The 15,297-nt window shown below is 68.4% G+C and carries 14 protein-coding genes and 1 riboswitch; of the genes, 10 read left to right on the forward strand and 4 right to left on the reverse strand.

Translation table 11 applies throughout. The annotated features are described in order from the left end of the window. Positions 1–128 precede the first annotated feature (128 nt). A riboswitch (SAM riboswitch) is annotated at positions 129–283 on the forward strand. The 8 genes from thrC (at position 277) to mycP (ending at position 9,288) form a co-directional block, all read left to right on the forward strand. Next, on the forward strand, positions 277–1,587 hold the full coding sequence (gene thrC / locus IE267_RS31870; protein ID WP_373300255.1) for a threonine synthase: 1,311 nt from the start codon (positions 277–279) through the stop codon (positions 1,585–1,587). It overlaps the preceding riboswitch by 7 nt. A 34-nt stretch (positions 1,588–1,621) precedes the next feature. Further along, positions 1,622–1,897, forward strand: a complete 276-nt coding sequence (locus IE267_RS31875; protein WP_100577754.1) for a ubiquitin-like small modifier protein 1 — start codon at positions 1,622–1,624, stop codon at positions 1,895–1,897. Between the two features lie 480 nt (positions 1,898–2,377). Further along, the gene (locus IE267_RS31880) at positions 2,378–2,581 is read left to right on the forward strand and encodes a cold-shock protein (protein ID WP_005315736.1); all 204 of its coding nucleotides are present in this window, start codon (positions 2,378–2,380) and stop codon (positions 2,579–2,581) included. 544 nt (positions 2,582–3,125) lie between these two features. After that, a complete protein-coding gene (gene groL, locus IE267_RS31885; protein WP_100577753.1) occupies positions 3,126–4,748 on the forward strand; it encodes a chaperonin GroEL in 1,623 nt (540 codons plus the stop codon). A 259-nt stretch (positions 4,749–5,007) separates the two neighbouring features. Further along, complete coding sequence (locus tag IE267_RS31890) at positions 5,008–5,754, forward strand: DUF4097 family beta strand repeat-containing protein (RefSeq protein ID WP_167158064.1); 747 nt, start codon at positions 5,008–5,010, stop codon at positions 5,752–5,754. Positions 5,755–5,984: 230 nt separating this feature from the next. Further along, the gene (locus IE267_RS31895; RefSeq protein ID WP_229861532.1) at positions 5,985–6,440 is read left to right on the forward strand and encodes a DUF2563 family protein; all 456 of its coding nucleotides are present in this window, start codon (positions 5,985–5,987) and stop codon (positions 6,438–6,440) included. A 23-nt stretch (positions 6,441–6,463) separates the two neighbouring features. Beyond that, entirely contained in the window at positions 6,464–7,960 is a 1,497-nt protein-coding gene (locus tag IE267_RS31900; protein ID WP_189765561.1) for a translation initiation factor IF-2, read from the forward strand. A 164-nt stretch (positions 7,961–8,124) separates the two neighbouring features. Next, entirely contained in the window at positions 8,125–9,288 is a 1,164-nt protein-coding gene (mycP, locus tag IE267_RS31905) for a type VII secretion-associated serine protease mycosin (protein ID WP_229861533.1), read from the forward strand. A gap of 185 nt (positions 9,289–9,473) precedes the next feature. Here the strand turns inward: mycP and IE267_RS31910 are convergent, their stop codons facing one another. From IE267_RS31910 to IE267_RS31920, 3 genes are all read right to left on the reverse strand, one after another. Then, on the reverse strand, positions 9,474–10,379 hold the full coding sequence (locus IE267_RS31910; RefSeq protein ID WP_373304617.1) for a hypothetical protein: 906 nt from the start codon (positions 10,377–10,379) through the stop codon (positions 9,474–9,476). Positions 10,380–10,708: 329 nt separating this feature from the next. Further along, positions 10,709–11,044: a DUF397 domain-containing protein gene (locus IE267_RS31915; protein ID WP_189765563.1), complete on the reverse strand. Its 336-nt coding sequence runs from the start codon at positions 11,042–11,044 to the stop codon at positions 10,709–10,711. Continuing rightward, positions 11,028–11,867 carry a helix-turn-helix domain-containing protein gene (locus IE267_RS31920; protein WP_189765564.1) on the reverse strand — a complete coding sequence of 280 codons (840 nt, stop codon included), beginning with the start codon at positions 11,865–11,867 and terminating at the stop codon, positions 11,028–11,030. The genes IE267_RS31915 and IE267_RS31920 overlap by 17 nt, the downstream gene beginning before the upstream one ends. Before the next feature lie 115 nt (positions 11,868–11,982). On the opposite strand from IE267_RS31920, the gene IE267_RS31925 reads away from it, so the two are divergent. After that, positions 11,983–12,282: a hypothetical protein gene (locus tag IE267_RS31925; protein WP_229861534.1), complete on the forward strand. Its 300-nt coding sequence runs from the start codon at positions 11,983–11,985 to the stop codon at positions 12,280–12,282. Here IE267_RS31925 and IE267_RS31930 read toward each other — a convergent pair. After that, on the reverse strand, positions 12,279–14,588 hold the full coding sequence (locus tag IE267_RS31930; RefSeq protein WP_189765565.1) for an LPXTG cell wall anchor domain-containing protein: 2,310 nt from the start codon (positions 14,586–14,588) through the stop codon (positions 12,279–12,281). The genes IE267_RS31925 and IE267_RS31930 overlap by 4 nt on opposite strands. Positions 14,589–14,790: 202 nt before the next feature. On the opposite strand from IE267_RS31930, the gene IE267_RS31935 reads away from it, so the two are divergent. Continuing rightward, positions 14,791–15,291: a hypothetical protein gene (locus IE267_RS31935; RefSeq protein ID WP_189765566.1), complete on the forward strand. Its 501-nt coding sequence runs from the start codon at positions 14,791–14,793 to the stop codon at positions 15,289–15,291. The last annotated feature ends 6 nt before the right edge of the window (positions 15,292–15,297 follow it).

A 15,297-nucleotide genomic window follows, 5' to 3' on the forward strand; every position in this document is an offset into this window, starting at 1 on the left:
GCCTCCTTGTGTGATCCATCTCGCGGTTCGGACGACTATCTCAACCGTCCAGGGCTTCGGTTACAGTCTTGAACAACGCGGATGACCGTCGCATGTCGGGGGTCGTCGTCACGCTGACAATCGAATACCGCTCATCCAGAGGGGCAGAGGGATACGGCCCGTTGAAGCCCCGGCAACCCTCCAGTCGGTTCTCGTCGATCGTTTCGATCAAGACACGGGGCCACCGGCTAGGGAAGGTGCCAAATCCGTCTCATGGCGAAGTTCGTCATGAGGAAGATGAGGAGAAAGGGCCTCCCCTCCATGTCTGCTCAGACTGTTGAATCCCGCACCGCCGTCGACCTCGGTCCGGCATCCGGCCTTTCCTGCCGTGAGTGCGGCCAGCGTTTCGAACTCGGGCCGATTTTCGCCTGTGAACTGTGTTTCGGACCGCTCGAAGTGGCTTATGACCTGCCGCTCGGCGACCCCGAGGCGCTGCGCAAGAAGATCGAGTCGGGCCCCGAGAACATCTGGCGTTACGCCCCGCTGCTGCCCGTCCCCGCGGACGTCGCCGACAAGCCGAACCTGAACCCCGGCTTCACCAAGCTCGTCAAGGCCGAGAACCTGGCCCGCGAGCTGGGCGTCGAGCCCGGCAAGCTGTTCGTCAAGGACGACTCCGGCAACCCGACGCACTCCTTCAAGGACCGCGTCGTCGCGCAGGCCCTGGAGGCCGCCCGCGCCTTCGGCTTCACCACGCTCTCCTGCTCCTCCACCGGCAACCTGGCCGGCGCGGTCGGCGCCGCGGCCGCGCGGGCTGGCTTCCGCTCCTGCGTGTTCATCCCGCACGACCTGGAGCAGGGCAAGGTCGTCATGGCCGCGGTGTACGGCGGCGAGCTCGTCGGCATCGAGGGCAACTACGACGACGTGAACCGCTTCTGCTCCGAGCTCATCGGCGACCCGCTCGGCGAGGGCTGGGGCTTCGTCAACGTCAACCTGCGCCCGTACTACGGCGAGGGGTCCAAGACGCTGGCGTACGAGATCTGCGAGCAGCTCGGCTGGCAGCTGCCGGACCAGCTGGTCATCCCGATCGCCTCCGGCTCCCAGCTCACCAAGATCGACAAGGGCCTCCAGGAGCTGATCAAGCTCGGCCTGGTCGAGGACAAGCCGTACAAGATCTTCGGCGCCCAGGCCGAGGGCTGCTCCCCGGTGTCGACCGCCTTCAAGGCCGGTCACGACGTCGTGCGCCCGCAGAAGCCGGACACCATCGCCAAGTCGCTCGCCATCGGCAACCCGGCGGACGGCCCGTACGTCCTGGACATCGCGCGCCGCACCGGTGGTGCGGTGGAGGACGTGAACGACGAGCAGATCGTCGACGCCATCAAGCTGCTCGCCCGCACCGAGGGCATCTTCGCGGAGACCGCGGGCGGTGTGACGGTCGGCGTCACCAGGAAGCTCATCGAGGCCGGTCTTCTCGACCCGTCGCTCACCACGGTCGTGCTCAACACCGGTGACGGGCTCAAGACGCTGGACGCGGTGGCCGCCACGTCCCAGGCGACCGCGACCATCCGCCCGAGCCTGGACGCCTTCCGCGACGCGGGCCTCGCCCACTGAGCCACTGCTGCTGATCGACTAGGAGTACCGAACCATGAGCGTGAACGTCCGCATCCCCACGATCCTGCGCACCTACACCGGCGGCAAGGCCGAGGTCGCCGCCGAGGGTGCCACTCTCGCCGAGGTCCTCGCCGACCTGGAGAAGAACCACACGGGCATCGCCGCGCGCGTCCTGGACGACCAGGGCAAGCTGCGCCGCTTCGTCAACGTGTACGTCAACGACGACGACGTGCGCTTCGAGCAGGGCCTGGAGACCGCCACGCCCGAGGGCGCCGGCGTCTCGATCATCCCGGCGGTCGCGGGCGGCTGAACGGCCTCCCCGGAGGGAGACCGAGCGCCCCTCCCGCGGGCGGCCGAACGGCCCCGCGCTGAACCCGAGTCGTACTCGGAGTTGCTCTTGAGTTGCCCCTGAGTTGCCCCCTCCGCACGAGAAGCGGAGGGGGCAATTCAACATGGTTGAGCGGGGTACAGTTGGGGAAGCCCCTTCGCTTCGAGTGCCAAGTGCATATGAGAACGCGACAACATGGGGTCAAAGTGTGAGAGCCCTTTGCGCAGTAAGTGCGCTTTGCCCGGCCCGACTTGCCCCGGAATGCAGAATAAATGGCATTCCGCTCCCCGCGCGTGCCCGGAATTCTCGTCCGATTGACCTGTTGCAGAGGGCAGTTGGGCAGATACATTCAGCCGCGGTCGACGCGTTCCGGCGCACACCCTCTCCTGTCGGAGGGTGCAGGTCTGACCCGGGTCCGCGAAGTGTGGTCCCGTGCAAGGGCCAGTAATAGGGGAGTTAGGCATGGCTCAGGGCACCGTCAAGTGGTTCAACGCGGAGAAGGGGTACGGCTTCATCGCGGTCGACGGTGGTGCGGATGTTTTCGTCCACTACAGCGCGATCCAGATGGACGGTTACCGCACCCTTGAAGAAGGTCAGCGAGTCGAGTTCGAGATCTCGCAGGGCCAGAAGGGTCCGCAGGCGGACATGGTCAAGCTCGCCGTCTGATCTCGGCGCGATCGACCAGCGACGCAAGCAAACTTGAAGGGGGCCACCCGAGAGGGTGGCCCCCTTTGAGCGTCCCCGGTCGGCCTGAGCGTCCCTTGGTCGGCCTGAGCATCCTGGTCGGCTTCTCCTGGCCCCGACCGCTGCCGGAGGGTGCCGTGCCGACGGCGCACGTATACCGGAGAGCGCTGCACCGACGGCGCGTGCCGGGGGCGCGGGAAGCGGCGCGAGCTGCTACGCACGGTCGCGAACGAGCCGGTCCGGCCGGGGCGTGGGGGCGGAGTCCGCACCGGAAACCGGGGCCCGGAGGCCCGTGAGGAACCCCGAAGAGAAGGCGTCCGTTTCAAGAGACTCGCTTGCACTCGCAGGGGCCGAGTGCTAATCATTGGGCTTAGCACTCTCCCAGTGAGAGTGACAGAACTTGGATCGGGTCAGTGAGGCCCGCAGACCGCGTGGGGCAAGGAACCACAAGGGATGCAGGCCGTCCGTCGCGGGCACCGGCGCGATCCACGAAGAACGCCACCCCTGTCCGGGAGGACCACTTCACATGGCCAAGATCATCGCGTTCGACGAGGAGGCACGGCGCGGTCTCGAGCGCGGGATGAACCAGCTCGCCGACGCCGTCAAGGTCACCCTCGGCCCCAAGGGCCGCAACGTCGTCCTCGAGAAGAAGTGGGGCGCCCCCACGATCACCAACGATGGTGTTTCCATCGCCAAGGAGATCGAGCTCGAGGACCCGTACGAGAAGATCGGCGCCGAGCTGGTCAAGGAAGTCGCCAAGAAGACGGACGACGTCGCCGGTGACGGAACGACCACCGCGACCGTCCTCGCCCAGGCCCTGGTGCGCGAGGGTCTGCGCAACGTCGCCGCCGGCGCCAACCCGATGGCCCTGAAGCGCGGCATCGAGAAGGCCGTCGAGGCCGTCTCCGCCGCCCTCCTGGAGCAGGCGAAGGATGTCGAGACCAAGGAGCAGATCGCTTCGACGGCCTCCATCTCCGCCGCCGACACCCAGATCGGCGAGCTCATCGCCGAGGCGATGGACAAGGTCGGCAAGGAAGGCGTCATCACGGTCGAGGAGTCGCAGACCTTCGGTCTCGAGCTCGAACTCACCGAGGGCATGCGCTTCGACAAGGGCTACATCTCGGCGTACTTCGCCACCGACATGGAGCGTATGGAGGCGTCGCTCGACGACCCGTACATCCTGATCGTCAACTCGAAGATCAGCTCGGTCAAGGACCTGCTGCCGCTCCTCGAGAAGGTCATGCAGTCCGGCAAGCCGCTGCTGATCATCGCCGAGGACGTCGAGGGCGAGGCCCTGTCGACCCTGGTCGTCAACAAGATCCGTGGCACCTTCAAGTCCGTCGCCGTCAAGGCTCCGGGCTTCGGCGACCGCCGCAAGGCCATGCTCGGTGACATCGCCATCCTCACGGGCGGCACCGTCATCTCCGAGGAGGTCGGCCTCAAGCTGGAGAACGCCGGTCTCGACCTGCTCGGCCGCGCCCGCAAGGTCGTCATCACCAAGGACGAGACGACGATCGTCGACGGCTCCGGTGACAGCGACCAGGTCCAGGGCCGCGTCAACCAGATCCGCGCCGAGATCGAGAACTCGGACAGCGACTACGACCGCGAGAAGCTGCAGGAGCGCCTGGCGAAGCTCGCCGGCGGTGTTGCGGTCATCAAGGCCGGTGCCGCGACCGAGGTCGAGCTCAAGGAGCGCAAGCACCGCATCGAGGACGCCGTTCGCAACGCGAAGGCGGCCGTCGAGGAGGGCATCGTCGCCGGTGGTGGCGTGGCCCTGCTCCAGGCCTCCGCGGTGTTCGAGAAGCTTGAGCTTGAGGGCGACGAGGCGACCGGCGCCAAGGCCGTGAAGCTGGCCCTGGAGGCCCCGCTCAAGCAGATCGCCGTCAACGGTGGTCTCGAGGGTGGCGTCATCGTCGAGAAGGTGCGCAACCTGCCCGTCGGCCACGGCCTCAACGCCGCGACCGGTGAGTACGTCGACATGATCGCCGAGGGCATCATCGACCCGGCGAAGGTCACGCGCTCCGCGCTGCAGAACGCCGCCTCCATCGCGGCGCTCTTCCTCACCACCGAGGCCGTCATCGCCGACAAGCCGGAGAAGGCCGCCGCGGCCGCTCCGGGCGGCATGCCGGGCGGTGACATGGACTTCTGAGCCACGGCTCGGTAGCTCCATGTAGGTAGCGGTACACAGCAGTTCGCAGCAGTTCACTGCTGTACGCCGAGGGCGGCACTCCCCATCGTGGGGGTGCCGCCCTCGGCCGTTCCCGGACCTGCCCGAACCAGGAGGGTGGGAAATTCCGAACCTCGAAGGTGGTGCTGGCTCCATGGTGCGGGGATGCGGGCGGGGTTAGCTTGGTGATCAGAGGGGCAGGCGCGAAGCAGCCCAACTGACGCACTTCCGGGGGACTTTCATGAGCACCACACGCCTGCGGACCCGTACCGTCGCGGCCGTGTGTCTGACCGCCCTGGTGGTCGGCGGACTCGCCGCGTGCAGCCCGCTGGACGACCAGACGTTCAAGGACGACGCGACGGTCAAGGACAGGATCACCGCGGTACGCATCGACGGAACCTCGGACGGGTTCCGGGTGCGGGGCAAGAAGGACCTGGCGAAGGTGTCCGTGCACCGCGAGGTCACCTACCGCGGCAAGACGAAGCCGACGGAATCGACGTACCGCGTGGAGAACGGGGTGCTCGTGCTCGGCGGCTGCGCGGGTCACTGCTCGGTCGACTACACGGTGGACGTTCCGGCCGGAGTCCCGGTCACCGGCTCCACCAGGGCGGGCGGGCTGAGCCTGTCATCGGTCGGCCAGGTGCAGGTGTCCACGAGCGACGGCGCGGTGAAGGTACGGGGCGCGACGGGCCCGGTCGACATCCGTACGAGCAACGGCTCGATCGACGCGAACGGCCTGAAGGGCACGGGCATCACGGCCATGGCGTCCAACGGCTCGATCTCCCTCACACCCGACACCGCCCAGAACGTCACGGCCCAGACCTCCAACGGCAGCATCACGGTGACCGCCCCGCGCGCGCCCTACCGCGTCTCGGCCCGAACCGGCCACGGCCACAAGGCCCTCGACATCCCGAACGACCCCGCCGCCCCCCACCGCCTGGACCTGACCAGCGGCAACGGCGGCATAACCCTGAAGCCGTCGAAGTAGCCGACCACCAGCCCGCCGACCGGTTCACGAACGACCACCTCTGCGACCCCGCCCTCCCACATTGGCCTGTTCCTGCCCCTCTTTGCGAGGGTACGACTGGGAACCGCAATTGCTGCTCGTTAGAGTTGCGTTGCGTGTGAAAACAGTGCTGTACGGGGGAGGATGTTTTGCCACCAAACGGGGGTGGAGCGGCGTCGGAGTCACCGGGTTGGCCTTTCAACGTGCTTGAGGTGGCGCAGACCGCCGCCGGGGACGTGGTCACCGAGCTGACGTCGTTCACGAAGTTCCAGCAACGCGTGGATGAGCTGATCCGGAACCTCAAGGGTTCTCCGGCCGGCCCCGGCGAGGTGGGCCAGGAGCGGCTCGCCCGCGGCCAGTTCGGGGGCGGAGGCGGCGCGTTCGCCGAAGCGACGGGCCTGTTCACCTCGTACGAGACGGTGATCAGCGAACTGGAGAGCCTGTCCAAGCTGCTGTCGGACTCCATCGAGGGCATGGGCATCGCGGTACTGGCCTCGCACAAGGGCTACCAGAACATCGATGCGGACGTCCGCAAGCGGATGGCGGCGATCGCCGTGGAGACCAAGAAGCACTACGGCGGCGACTACCACCCCGCCCAGCCCAAGCCGGACAAGCCGGGCCAGCCCGACCGGCCGCCCACGGGCGGCGACGCCGGAGGGACGATCTGATGGGCGGCACACCGTTCGAGGGCATGAGCCACGAAGCCATGCTGGCCTGGCTCGACCAGGCGAACAGCGGCACCGTGCAGGGCGCCGCCGACCGCCTGGCGGCAGCGGCCAAGGAGATCCGGAAGATCGCGGACGACCTGAAGGTCCGCCCCCAGTGGGTCGACTGGAAGGGCGCGGGTGCGGACGCGTTCCGCACCTGGAGCGCGGACCTGGCCAACGCCACGCTGCGCCTGGGCGACTTCAGCGAGGGCTCCTCGACATGGCTGGGCCACGCCTCCGACGCGATCGCCTCGGCCCAGGCGGCCATCCCCCGCGACAAGCCGGGCGCGGAGGGCAACTTGGCCGCGGCCCAGAAGGCCCACAACGACCCGGACGCGGCAGCGATCAGCAGGAAGTCGACGGCCGAACTGGCAGCGCTGGAAGCGGACAAGGAGAAGGTGCGGCAGGAGGCCGTCGCCCAGATGCGGAAGCTGGGACAGGCGTACCAGCAGTCTGCGACGCAGATGAACGGCTTGGAGCGGCCCAAGTTTCCGCCGCCGCCGCAGTCGATTGCGCCGGAACACTACGATTCGAAGGGCTCTGGCAAAGAGAGGCCGGACTCCAGCGGTGCGACTGGGGATTCCTCTTCATCTGGCCGCGCCGCCCCGGAGCATCCGGCACACATCGAGACTTCCGCCTCTGAGAGCCCGTACTCGACGTCCCATTCGAGCCACTCCTCATCGGTGAGCCCCACGTTGGGGAACGCGCAGCAGCCCTCGAAGCTGGATATCGACTCGGTGGCTACGTTGCCGCATACAGCACCGACACCCAGCCCGGCAGAAAACGTGCTGACCTCGCCTCCGGCTCACAGCGGTGAGGTGTCGGCGGTAGGTATCCCGCCGTCGACCCTTGGAGGGGAACGGAATGTGTTTCCAGGCCCCACGGGGGCAGGGCGGTCTACGGCAGGGGGAAATCCGCTGGTCCGGCCTGGTGGGCAGACGGCGTCCGGGCGTAGCCCGATTCGCATGCCGGACAGCACCCCCGGCATCACCGGAGGTCGTCCCATGCCCACTCCCGCCGGACGATCGAGCGGCAGCATCCCGAGGGGAACCGTTGTAGGAGCCGGCGAAGGAGTGGGCCGCAGTGCGGCCGGTCCCGTCACCGGGACCGGTCCGGTGGGGCAGACCGCCGGTCGGCCAGCGGGGGGTTTCGGCCGCTCGGGCACGGCACCCGGTGGTCCAGGAGCAGCTTCCGGCCCCCGTTTCCCGTCGGCGACTGGCGGCGTGAGCGGCGGGAGCGCGCAGCCGTCGGGACGAGCCGCCGCTCGCTCTTCCGCGGCATCTGGTGCCAGTGCGGAGCGAGGAGGCATCTCGGGCGGGAGGCCAGTTGGCGCGAACCCGAGCGGCACCCCTGGTGGCAAGGGGCCACGGGACTCCAAAAAGGCGCGCCCACGCCGTGAGGGGGTAGCCGGTTACCTGGTTGAGGACGAAGAGACGTGGCAGCAGGGCGCCGGGCGAGCCGTGCCGCCTGTCATCGACTGATGTGTTCAGGGAAGACGCGAGGGAAGCCCATGCCGAGGAGCAGTGTTCGACGCAGGTGCGGGTCGGCTGCGGTATTGGCGCTGTGCGGTGCCCTGCTACTTGGGGCTACTGCTGGGCCAGCCCTGGCCAATACACCGCGCGAGGACGAGTGGTTCCTTGACGCCATGAAGGCTGGGGATATGTGGCGGACCAGCACGGGCAAAGGCATCACGGTCGCTGTGATCGACACAGGCGTTGACCCGAACAATGCCGATCTGCGCGGGCAAGTGCTGCCGGGCAAGGACTTCGCACAAGATCAGCCGGGTGATGAACGCACCGATTATGACGGACACGGCACCGGCATGGCTGGGCTTATCGCGGGAACGGGGGCGTCTCACGACGGGAAGGGTGCTTTCGGACTGGCTCCAGGCACAAAGATCCTCCCAATTCGTATGCCGAAGGCGGGCACTGCTGCCAACCAGGCTGAGGGCGACAAGCGGTTCCACGTCATTGCACCCCAGGCGATCCGTTACGCAGCCGACCAGAACGCGAAAGTCATCAACCTGTCCCTAGGCCGAAGCGAAGGCTCACCGCAGCTGACCGCAGCGGTGAAGTACGCCTTGGACAAGGGGGCGTTGGTCTTCGCCGCCGTGGGGAACAGCGGCAACGCCGGCAACGAGGTCGAATACCCTGCCGCTACACCAGGCGTGGTCGGGGTGGCGGCGGTCGGCAAGGATCTCCGTAAGACCGCAGAGTCCGAATACGGCCCCCAAGTAGACCTGGCCGCGCCCGGCGACGACATGGTGCATGCCTGCACGAGCGACACCGGCCTATGCACATCCCACGGCACCAGCGACGCCACCGCCCTGGCCTCCGCCTCCGCCGCCCTGATCTGGTCCAAGCACCCCACCTGGACGAACAACCAGGTCCTGCGGGTCATGCTCAACACGGTCGGCGGGCCGACGGACGGTGCCAAGCGGAACGACTCGATCGGCTACGGCATCGTGCGCCCCCGGGTGGCCCTGGAAAACCCCGGCGACCCCGGCCCCGCCGACGTGTACCCCTTGCCCGACCTCACCGCGTCAGCCGCACCGCCCAAGCCGACCCCCGCTGGGACCCCCGCTGGCCACGCGGCGCCCCAGGCGGCCGGGGGAGGCGAAAGCGAGGCCTCGACTTACGGACTGGCAGCCGGAATTGGCGTGGTGGCTCTCGCCGGTGCATTCCTCGGCTACTGGCTCCTCCGATCGCGGCGGCACAAGGCGGCAGCCGTCCAGGATCAAGTGGGCCCGCAGGAGCCGGGGTTGGGCTGGCCGGGGCAAGGGGACGGCGGAGGCACGAGAGGCTTCTGACGCCACACAGGGTGAAATGGAGCCCAGGGCTGCTCAGAGGGCATAGTTCTTCAGCTCTTCGGTGTCCAGGGTGATGTTCGCCGGGTCGGGGAGTTCAACGGATGCGCCGTAGGGGTGGGAGGCGGTCATGGCGTCGCCTCCTCCCCTCCATCGCGCCCCGCCCCGCGCACGGATGGGCTGCAGGGTCACGCGGGCGTCCTCTCGGTGCGGCGGATCGCTGCCGCGCGGGCCTCGGCGGCGTGGGCGCGGACCCGTTCGGAGGAGAGGGCCTCGCCGGGGGGCCGGGGTTCCGGTTCGCCGCGGCAGGGGCCGCACTCGCCGCCCGGCAGGGCCTCCGCGCGGCCCGGGGCGCCGCACTTCGCGCACTCCAGGATGCGCAGCACCGGACGCGGGGGTGGTGGTTCCGGGGGCAACTTGTTGATGAGCCGGGTCCGGGTCAGGGCGGCCGGGCTGTGGACCGGGGTCGGGAGACCAGTGGTCAGCGCACGAAGGACGTCCTCTTCCGTTGCCCCGCGCTCGAACCACGCGGACGCCAGCGGAGCCAACTCCGCGCAGTCCCGCGCCGAGAGTGAGAGGGCGGGTGCGGTACGGCCCAGGGCCGCCAGCAAGATCAACGCCCGGCTCCGACAAGCCGGTTGAGTCGTCGGGGGACCTGACTCAGGCGGCGCGGGTGGCGGGGACGGGGAGCTGTCGTCGACACTCCCACGGGTGAACTTCGCCCACCAGGCGTCGTCCCGCGCCGTACGCGAGAACCAGGTCCGGGTCACCCAGCGCGCACTGTCCGAGCCGCGCAGATGTTCCCTTCCCCGGCGCAGATGCCCTGCCTGCACGAGGCGTTGGAGCGCGGTACGCAGGGCGCACTGCCCGTACGGCAGCACCTTGGCCAGCGTCTTCACGGACATGTCCGCGCCCTCGGGAAGCCGGTCTATGTACCCGGCAACAGCCGCCTCGCGCGGCGAAAGGTACGTGAAGTCGTCGTTCCTGCGCGGGCGTTGGCCGGGAACACACCGTTTTCCGTAGCCCGGACTGGCCATTGGATGCTGGTCCGGATGCGCGGCGAAGGGGTCGGCACTAAAGTGGCTGTCAGCCATCGGATCGCTCGATTCGATCGTGGTGGTTGCGCCGTCGGATCGCTGCTAACGATCTTGCGGCCAAGCCCCCGTAGGTGTTTCAGCACCTGTCGGGGGCTATTTGTTGTCTGGGACGCTAGACGCTCGTCACCCTCTGTGGCAAGTCGAACGCGGAAAGTGCCGATCCGCTGTGCCGCGTGCCCAACTCGCAGGGTGGGGGGGTGGGTTGAGGCCCTCCACCCATTCGATTTCCAGCACGGCTCGGCGTCCGGCGCGTGAGCTTCGAGCCGTATGCGCAACGAGCCGGTCACCTCGGGGAGGTGACCGGCTCGTCTTGGTGAACTGCGTTCTCAGGCTGCCGCGTTGGATCCCTTCACGTCCGCGATGAAGGCCGACCACGCCCCGGCTCGGAACACGAGCGTCGGGCCGTGGGGGGCGGTCTTCGAGTCCCGGACCGGGACGATGTGCGGCATGTCGTCCCTGACTTCGAGGCAGTCGCCGCCGCTGCTGTCGCTGTACGTCGACTTGCGCCAACGGCCCACCTCGAGGCAGTCGCCACCGTCGCCACCGCTGTAGCTGGACTTCTGCCAGCGTGCGATCTCAAGGCAGTCGCCGCCGCTCGCTCCGCTGTAGCTGGACTTGTGCCACGTGGCCTTGCTCAGGTCGTACTCAGGGCTGATCCTCATGAGCGTAATCCTCCGCCACTGATTCGATCAGGGCCAGGGATTGTTGTGGTGACAGCGCGCTGGCCCCGACCAAATCGTAGGTCAGCTCGTACTGAGTGACGGTGGCCGGGTCGTCCTGGAGCCGTCCAGTTCCAAGGCCCTGGAGATAGGCGAGCGGGGGTGCGTCCTCGAAGGCCATCAGTTTGAGGGAGCCCCCCAGTGCCATGTGTGCGCCGGCGTCGAACGGCAGCACCTGAACGATGACGCGATGTCGGAAGCCCAACGCGGCAACGTGGGCCAGCGCCTCGGCCATGACCGCCGATCCGCCGACCCTCCGGCGTAGGACTGCTTCATCGAGCACCGCCCACAACAGTGGCTTTGTTGGGTCGTCGAGGAGCTGAGAGCGAGCCAGTCGATTGGCGACCAGCTCGTCGATCGACTCTTCCGGCGCCGTCAGGTGGCCCGCGCGGAACATCGCCCGCGCATACGCCTCCGTCTGAAGCAGCCCCGGAATCAGCAGCGGCGCGTACTCGCGGATGGTCGTCGCGACCGCCTCCGCTTCCGCCGCCTCCGCGAAGTGGTCCGGGTACTTCGACTTCGCCGCCGCGACGCAGTTGCGGGTGAAGAAGCCCTCCGTGCCCAGGATTTCGTCGATCTGGCGGGCGTATTCGAGGTGCATGCGCCGCGTGCCCGCTTCGAGTTGGCCGATGAAGGAGCCGGAGACGAAGAGGGGTTGGCCGAGTTCGTCCTGAGTGAGGCCGGACTTTTCGCGGGCGAAGCGGAGTTCGGCGCCGAGGAAGGCGCGGGGGGAGGAGGAGGGGTCGAGGTCCTTGGGGCCTGGCATGGGCAACTCCCTGGACATGCGGGGTTGTTGGGTTGCCGTCGGTGGTCAGGCTAGCGGGACTCGGCCACGCTGGGTGAGGAAAGCGGAACACTCGGTATGCAGGAGGGCAAGGCGGATGGCGCTGACGGCAATGGAGCGGGTGCGGGCGGCGGAGGACGCCGTGGAGCAGCTGCGTACGGAACTGGGGCGGGCCGGGGTGGTGCTGCCGTCGCTCAGGATCGACCCGCTGACGTGCGGGGGCCACGTCCTGTTCCCGCTGGTGGATCTGGGGCGCTGCAACATGGACATGGCGCTGCGGCTGGTCGCCGTGCTGGCCGGGACGTACAGCGCGGAAGGGGCGCCGCCGATCGGCGACACCCCTTCCCCTTCTCCTGCTGAACCTCCTGCTGGACGTCCTGCCGCTGAGCCTTCCTAGCCGAGGCCGTTGCGGCGGCGCCGGAGCCAGACGAGGCCGGCGCCCGCGCCGACCAGAAGCGCGGCCACTCCCGCGATCGTGGCGATCTGGGTGCCGGTGTTGGCGAGGCCGCCGCTCGCGTGCTGGTCACCGGGGGCCGGCCGGTGACCGCCCTGGCCGGAGGGGGCGGGGGCCGGGGTGGCCGGGGGAGTGGAGGAGCCGCCGCCGGTGTGGGTCGGGGTCGGGGTGGGGGTCGGGTTGCCGCCCGTGCCGGTCCCGGTGTGGGCGGCGGTGTTGCCGCCGAGGGCGAGGAGCGCCTTGTTCTCCGCGTCGTCCGTCATCGCCTTCACGGAGATGTCGGTGGTACGCGGCAGGTTCTTGTGCTCGGCGGTGAACTTGGCCTGAGTGACGTTCTCCTTGGGCGACTTGGAGAAGTCGACGCCGCCCGCCACGCAGGTGCCGGGGCGGCCGGCCTTCTCGCAGGGATAGCTGTAGTCGCCCTCGGTGAAGGACTTCACGTAATCCTTGTACGTCTGCGTGGGCGTCCACGAGGCGTTCTTGCCGCGCAGGGGCCAGTCGGTCACCTTGTTGCTGTTGATGACCGCGTGGTAGTCCGTCGGCGACTTCGCGTCCTGCTGGCGGATCCACTCGGCGGCGACGCGCGCGTTGTAGACGGTGCGCAGGTCGGCGTACTTGGCGTCGGTGTTCACCTTCTTCTCGATGTCCGGCACGATCATCGTGTCCATGAGTTCCTGGACGCGCTTGTGCTGGGCCTCGGTGAGGTCGCAACTGCCGTTCGGCTGAGGTGTTTTGAAGTCCTGCGGGACCGAGTTGACCTTGAGCGGGGCGTCGAGGATGTAGAGGCCGCCGTCCTGCTCGCGGACCTCGGCGGGCTTGGGCACGATCCAGTTGCGGACGCCGTGGGTGCAGGGGATGTTCTCCGCCGCGAGCTTGGCGAAGAGCTGTTTGCCGATGCCGGTGCGGGGGTCCATGTCCTTGGCGTAGTCGTGCTTCATCTCCAGGTCGGCCTGGAGCAGGACGCGGCCGGCGTCGGTCGTGCCGAACGTCTTGTCCATGACCCGGTCGGGCTCGTCCGGGTTGAGGTTGACCCAGAACTTCTCCGGGGTCAGGGCGAGCCAGGTGAAGAACGAGTCGGAGATGAGCTCGGCGCGCTCCTTGCCGCCGTAGCCGAGGCCCGAGGACTCGTCGACCTTGTTGGCGGAGAACGAGTAGTTCAGGCCCTGGCCCTTGACCGGCTTGCCGACGTAGCGCAGTTCGAGGCTGGAGAAGTCGACGCCGCCGGGGCCGCGCACGCGCAGGCCCTCGGGGTCGGCGGCCCGGATGCGGTCCATCTGGCGCTTCATGTCGGCCGGGTTGGGCGGCGACTGCCGGATGACGTCGGGGCTGCGGCCGATGCTGCGCGCGGTGTCCTGCGCGGTGTACTTGCCGGGCTTGAACTGGGCCTCCGGTGTGGAGACATGCTCGTACGTGGTGACCCGGCCCGCCCCGCCGAGCTTCTTGAGGCTCTCCGTGTAGCGGGCGGTGTCCTGGGACTGCTGCTGCCCGAAGGCGTACCGCAGTTTGTAGTCCTTGTACTTGGGGTCCTTCAGGAACGCGCGGTCCTTCGGGGCCTGCGAACTGTCGTGGTTTCCGCCGGACTTGATCTCGACGACTTCCTTGGTCTTGTGATTGACCGCGTCGAAGCGCCGCGTGTAGGGCTTACCGGTGTCCGGGTCGGTGACCGTGACGGTCTCCTCGCAGATCCAGTCCGGCCCGATCAGGCCGAGGTCCTTGACGACCTTGCCGTGGAAGGCCTCACCGCGCGGGTTGCGCCCGTACACCTCGATGTAGGCCTCGTTGAGCCAGTTGCCGAAGCCGCCGTACTTGGTGTCGGCGTTGCCGTTGCGCGACAGATAGTCCTTGTACGTGGCGTAGACCCGCTCGGGGGTGCCCTCCGCGTACTTCTTGTAGGGCAGGGTGAGCTTGCCGAGGATCTTGTCGCGTGCGGCGGGGTCGTCGGGCAGGGTCAGGCCGTCCATGGCCTGACGCTGGTTGGGGAATCCGTAGGAGTCCCAGTCGGCCTCGGGCCGGGCCGCGTCACCGTTGGCCCACGGCAGCTTGCCGGGGTCGGTGGGCTTGCCCTTGAGCTTGAACATCTGCTCGCAGGGCATGGCCTTGGTCGCGGCGTCGGCGGTGCCTTGGAGCTGCGGAAGGCCGCTGACGGAGAGGATGCCGACGGTGGCGAGCGCGACGGCGGCGCGTGGCCACAGGTGTGGTCGGCGGGTGGATGCGGATATCGGAGATATCCGGGAGATCGGTCGGTTCACGCGAACGTGTCTTTCCCCGGGAGCCCGAAGAAGTGGGCGTGCAGCATGCTGCGACACCAGGGGCCCCCGTGCTCGATGGTGTCGCGCAGCACCACACGGTAGCCCTCGCGGCCCACAGGGGCCTCACAGTTTTCTGGGTCCCCAAACTCCCAACTCCCCATCTCCACAAGGTTCTTACACCGCTCCCGTACGCTCGGGTGCCATGAGCGAGCGCGATCAGCAGTGGACGGAGCACCCCCGGCTCGGCGCGTGGCTGGCGGAGCAGGAGGCGGCGTTCGGGGAGTGGGCCGCCTCGCACCCCGGGCAGTGGGACTTCTCCGCGTCCTCGGTTGACGCGCTGGAGCGGGCGGTACGGGCGGACTTCGCCGGGGCCGCCTGGGAGGACGTGCGCGCCGCCCAGGACACCCCGCGCCTGACCGCCCCCGCCTGGTACCTCGGCGAGGTGTGCGTACGGGCGGGCGCGGTGTGGAAGGTCAACCCGGCGGCGGACTTCGAGGCGGGGGCGTGGGACGGCCCGTTCGTCGGCGTCCCGGGGGACCCCATGGAGGACCCGGACCACGAGGACCTGTACGAGGACGACGACTACTGCCCGGCGTCGGTCCCCGTCCCCGAACTCCGCGACATGTTCCTGAAGGACCCGCCCTGGCGGCTGCGGGACGTGGTGGGGGAGTTCGAGGAGTGGGGGCGGGGGCGGGGGGTGTGAGCGGGA

It is taken from the genome of Streptomyces xanthochromogenes, assembly GCF_014650455.1.
In the GTDB taxonomy this organism is placed as follows: domain Bacteria; phylum Actinomycetota; class Actinomycetes; order Streptomycetales; family Streptomycetaceae; genus Streptomyces; species Streptomyces xanthochromogenes.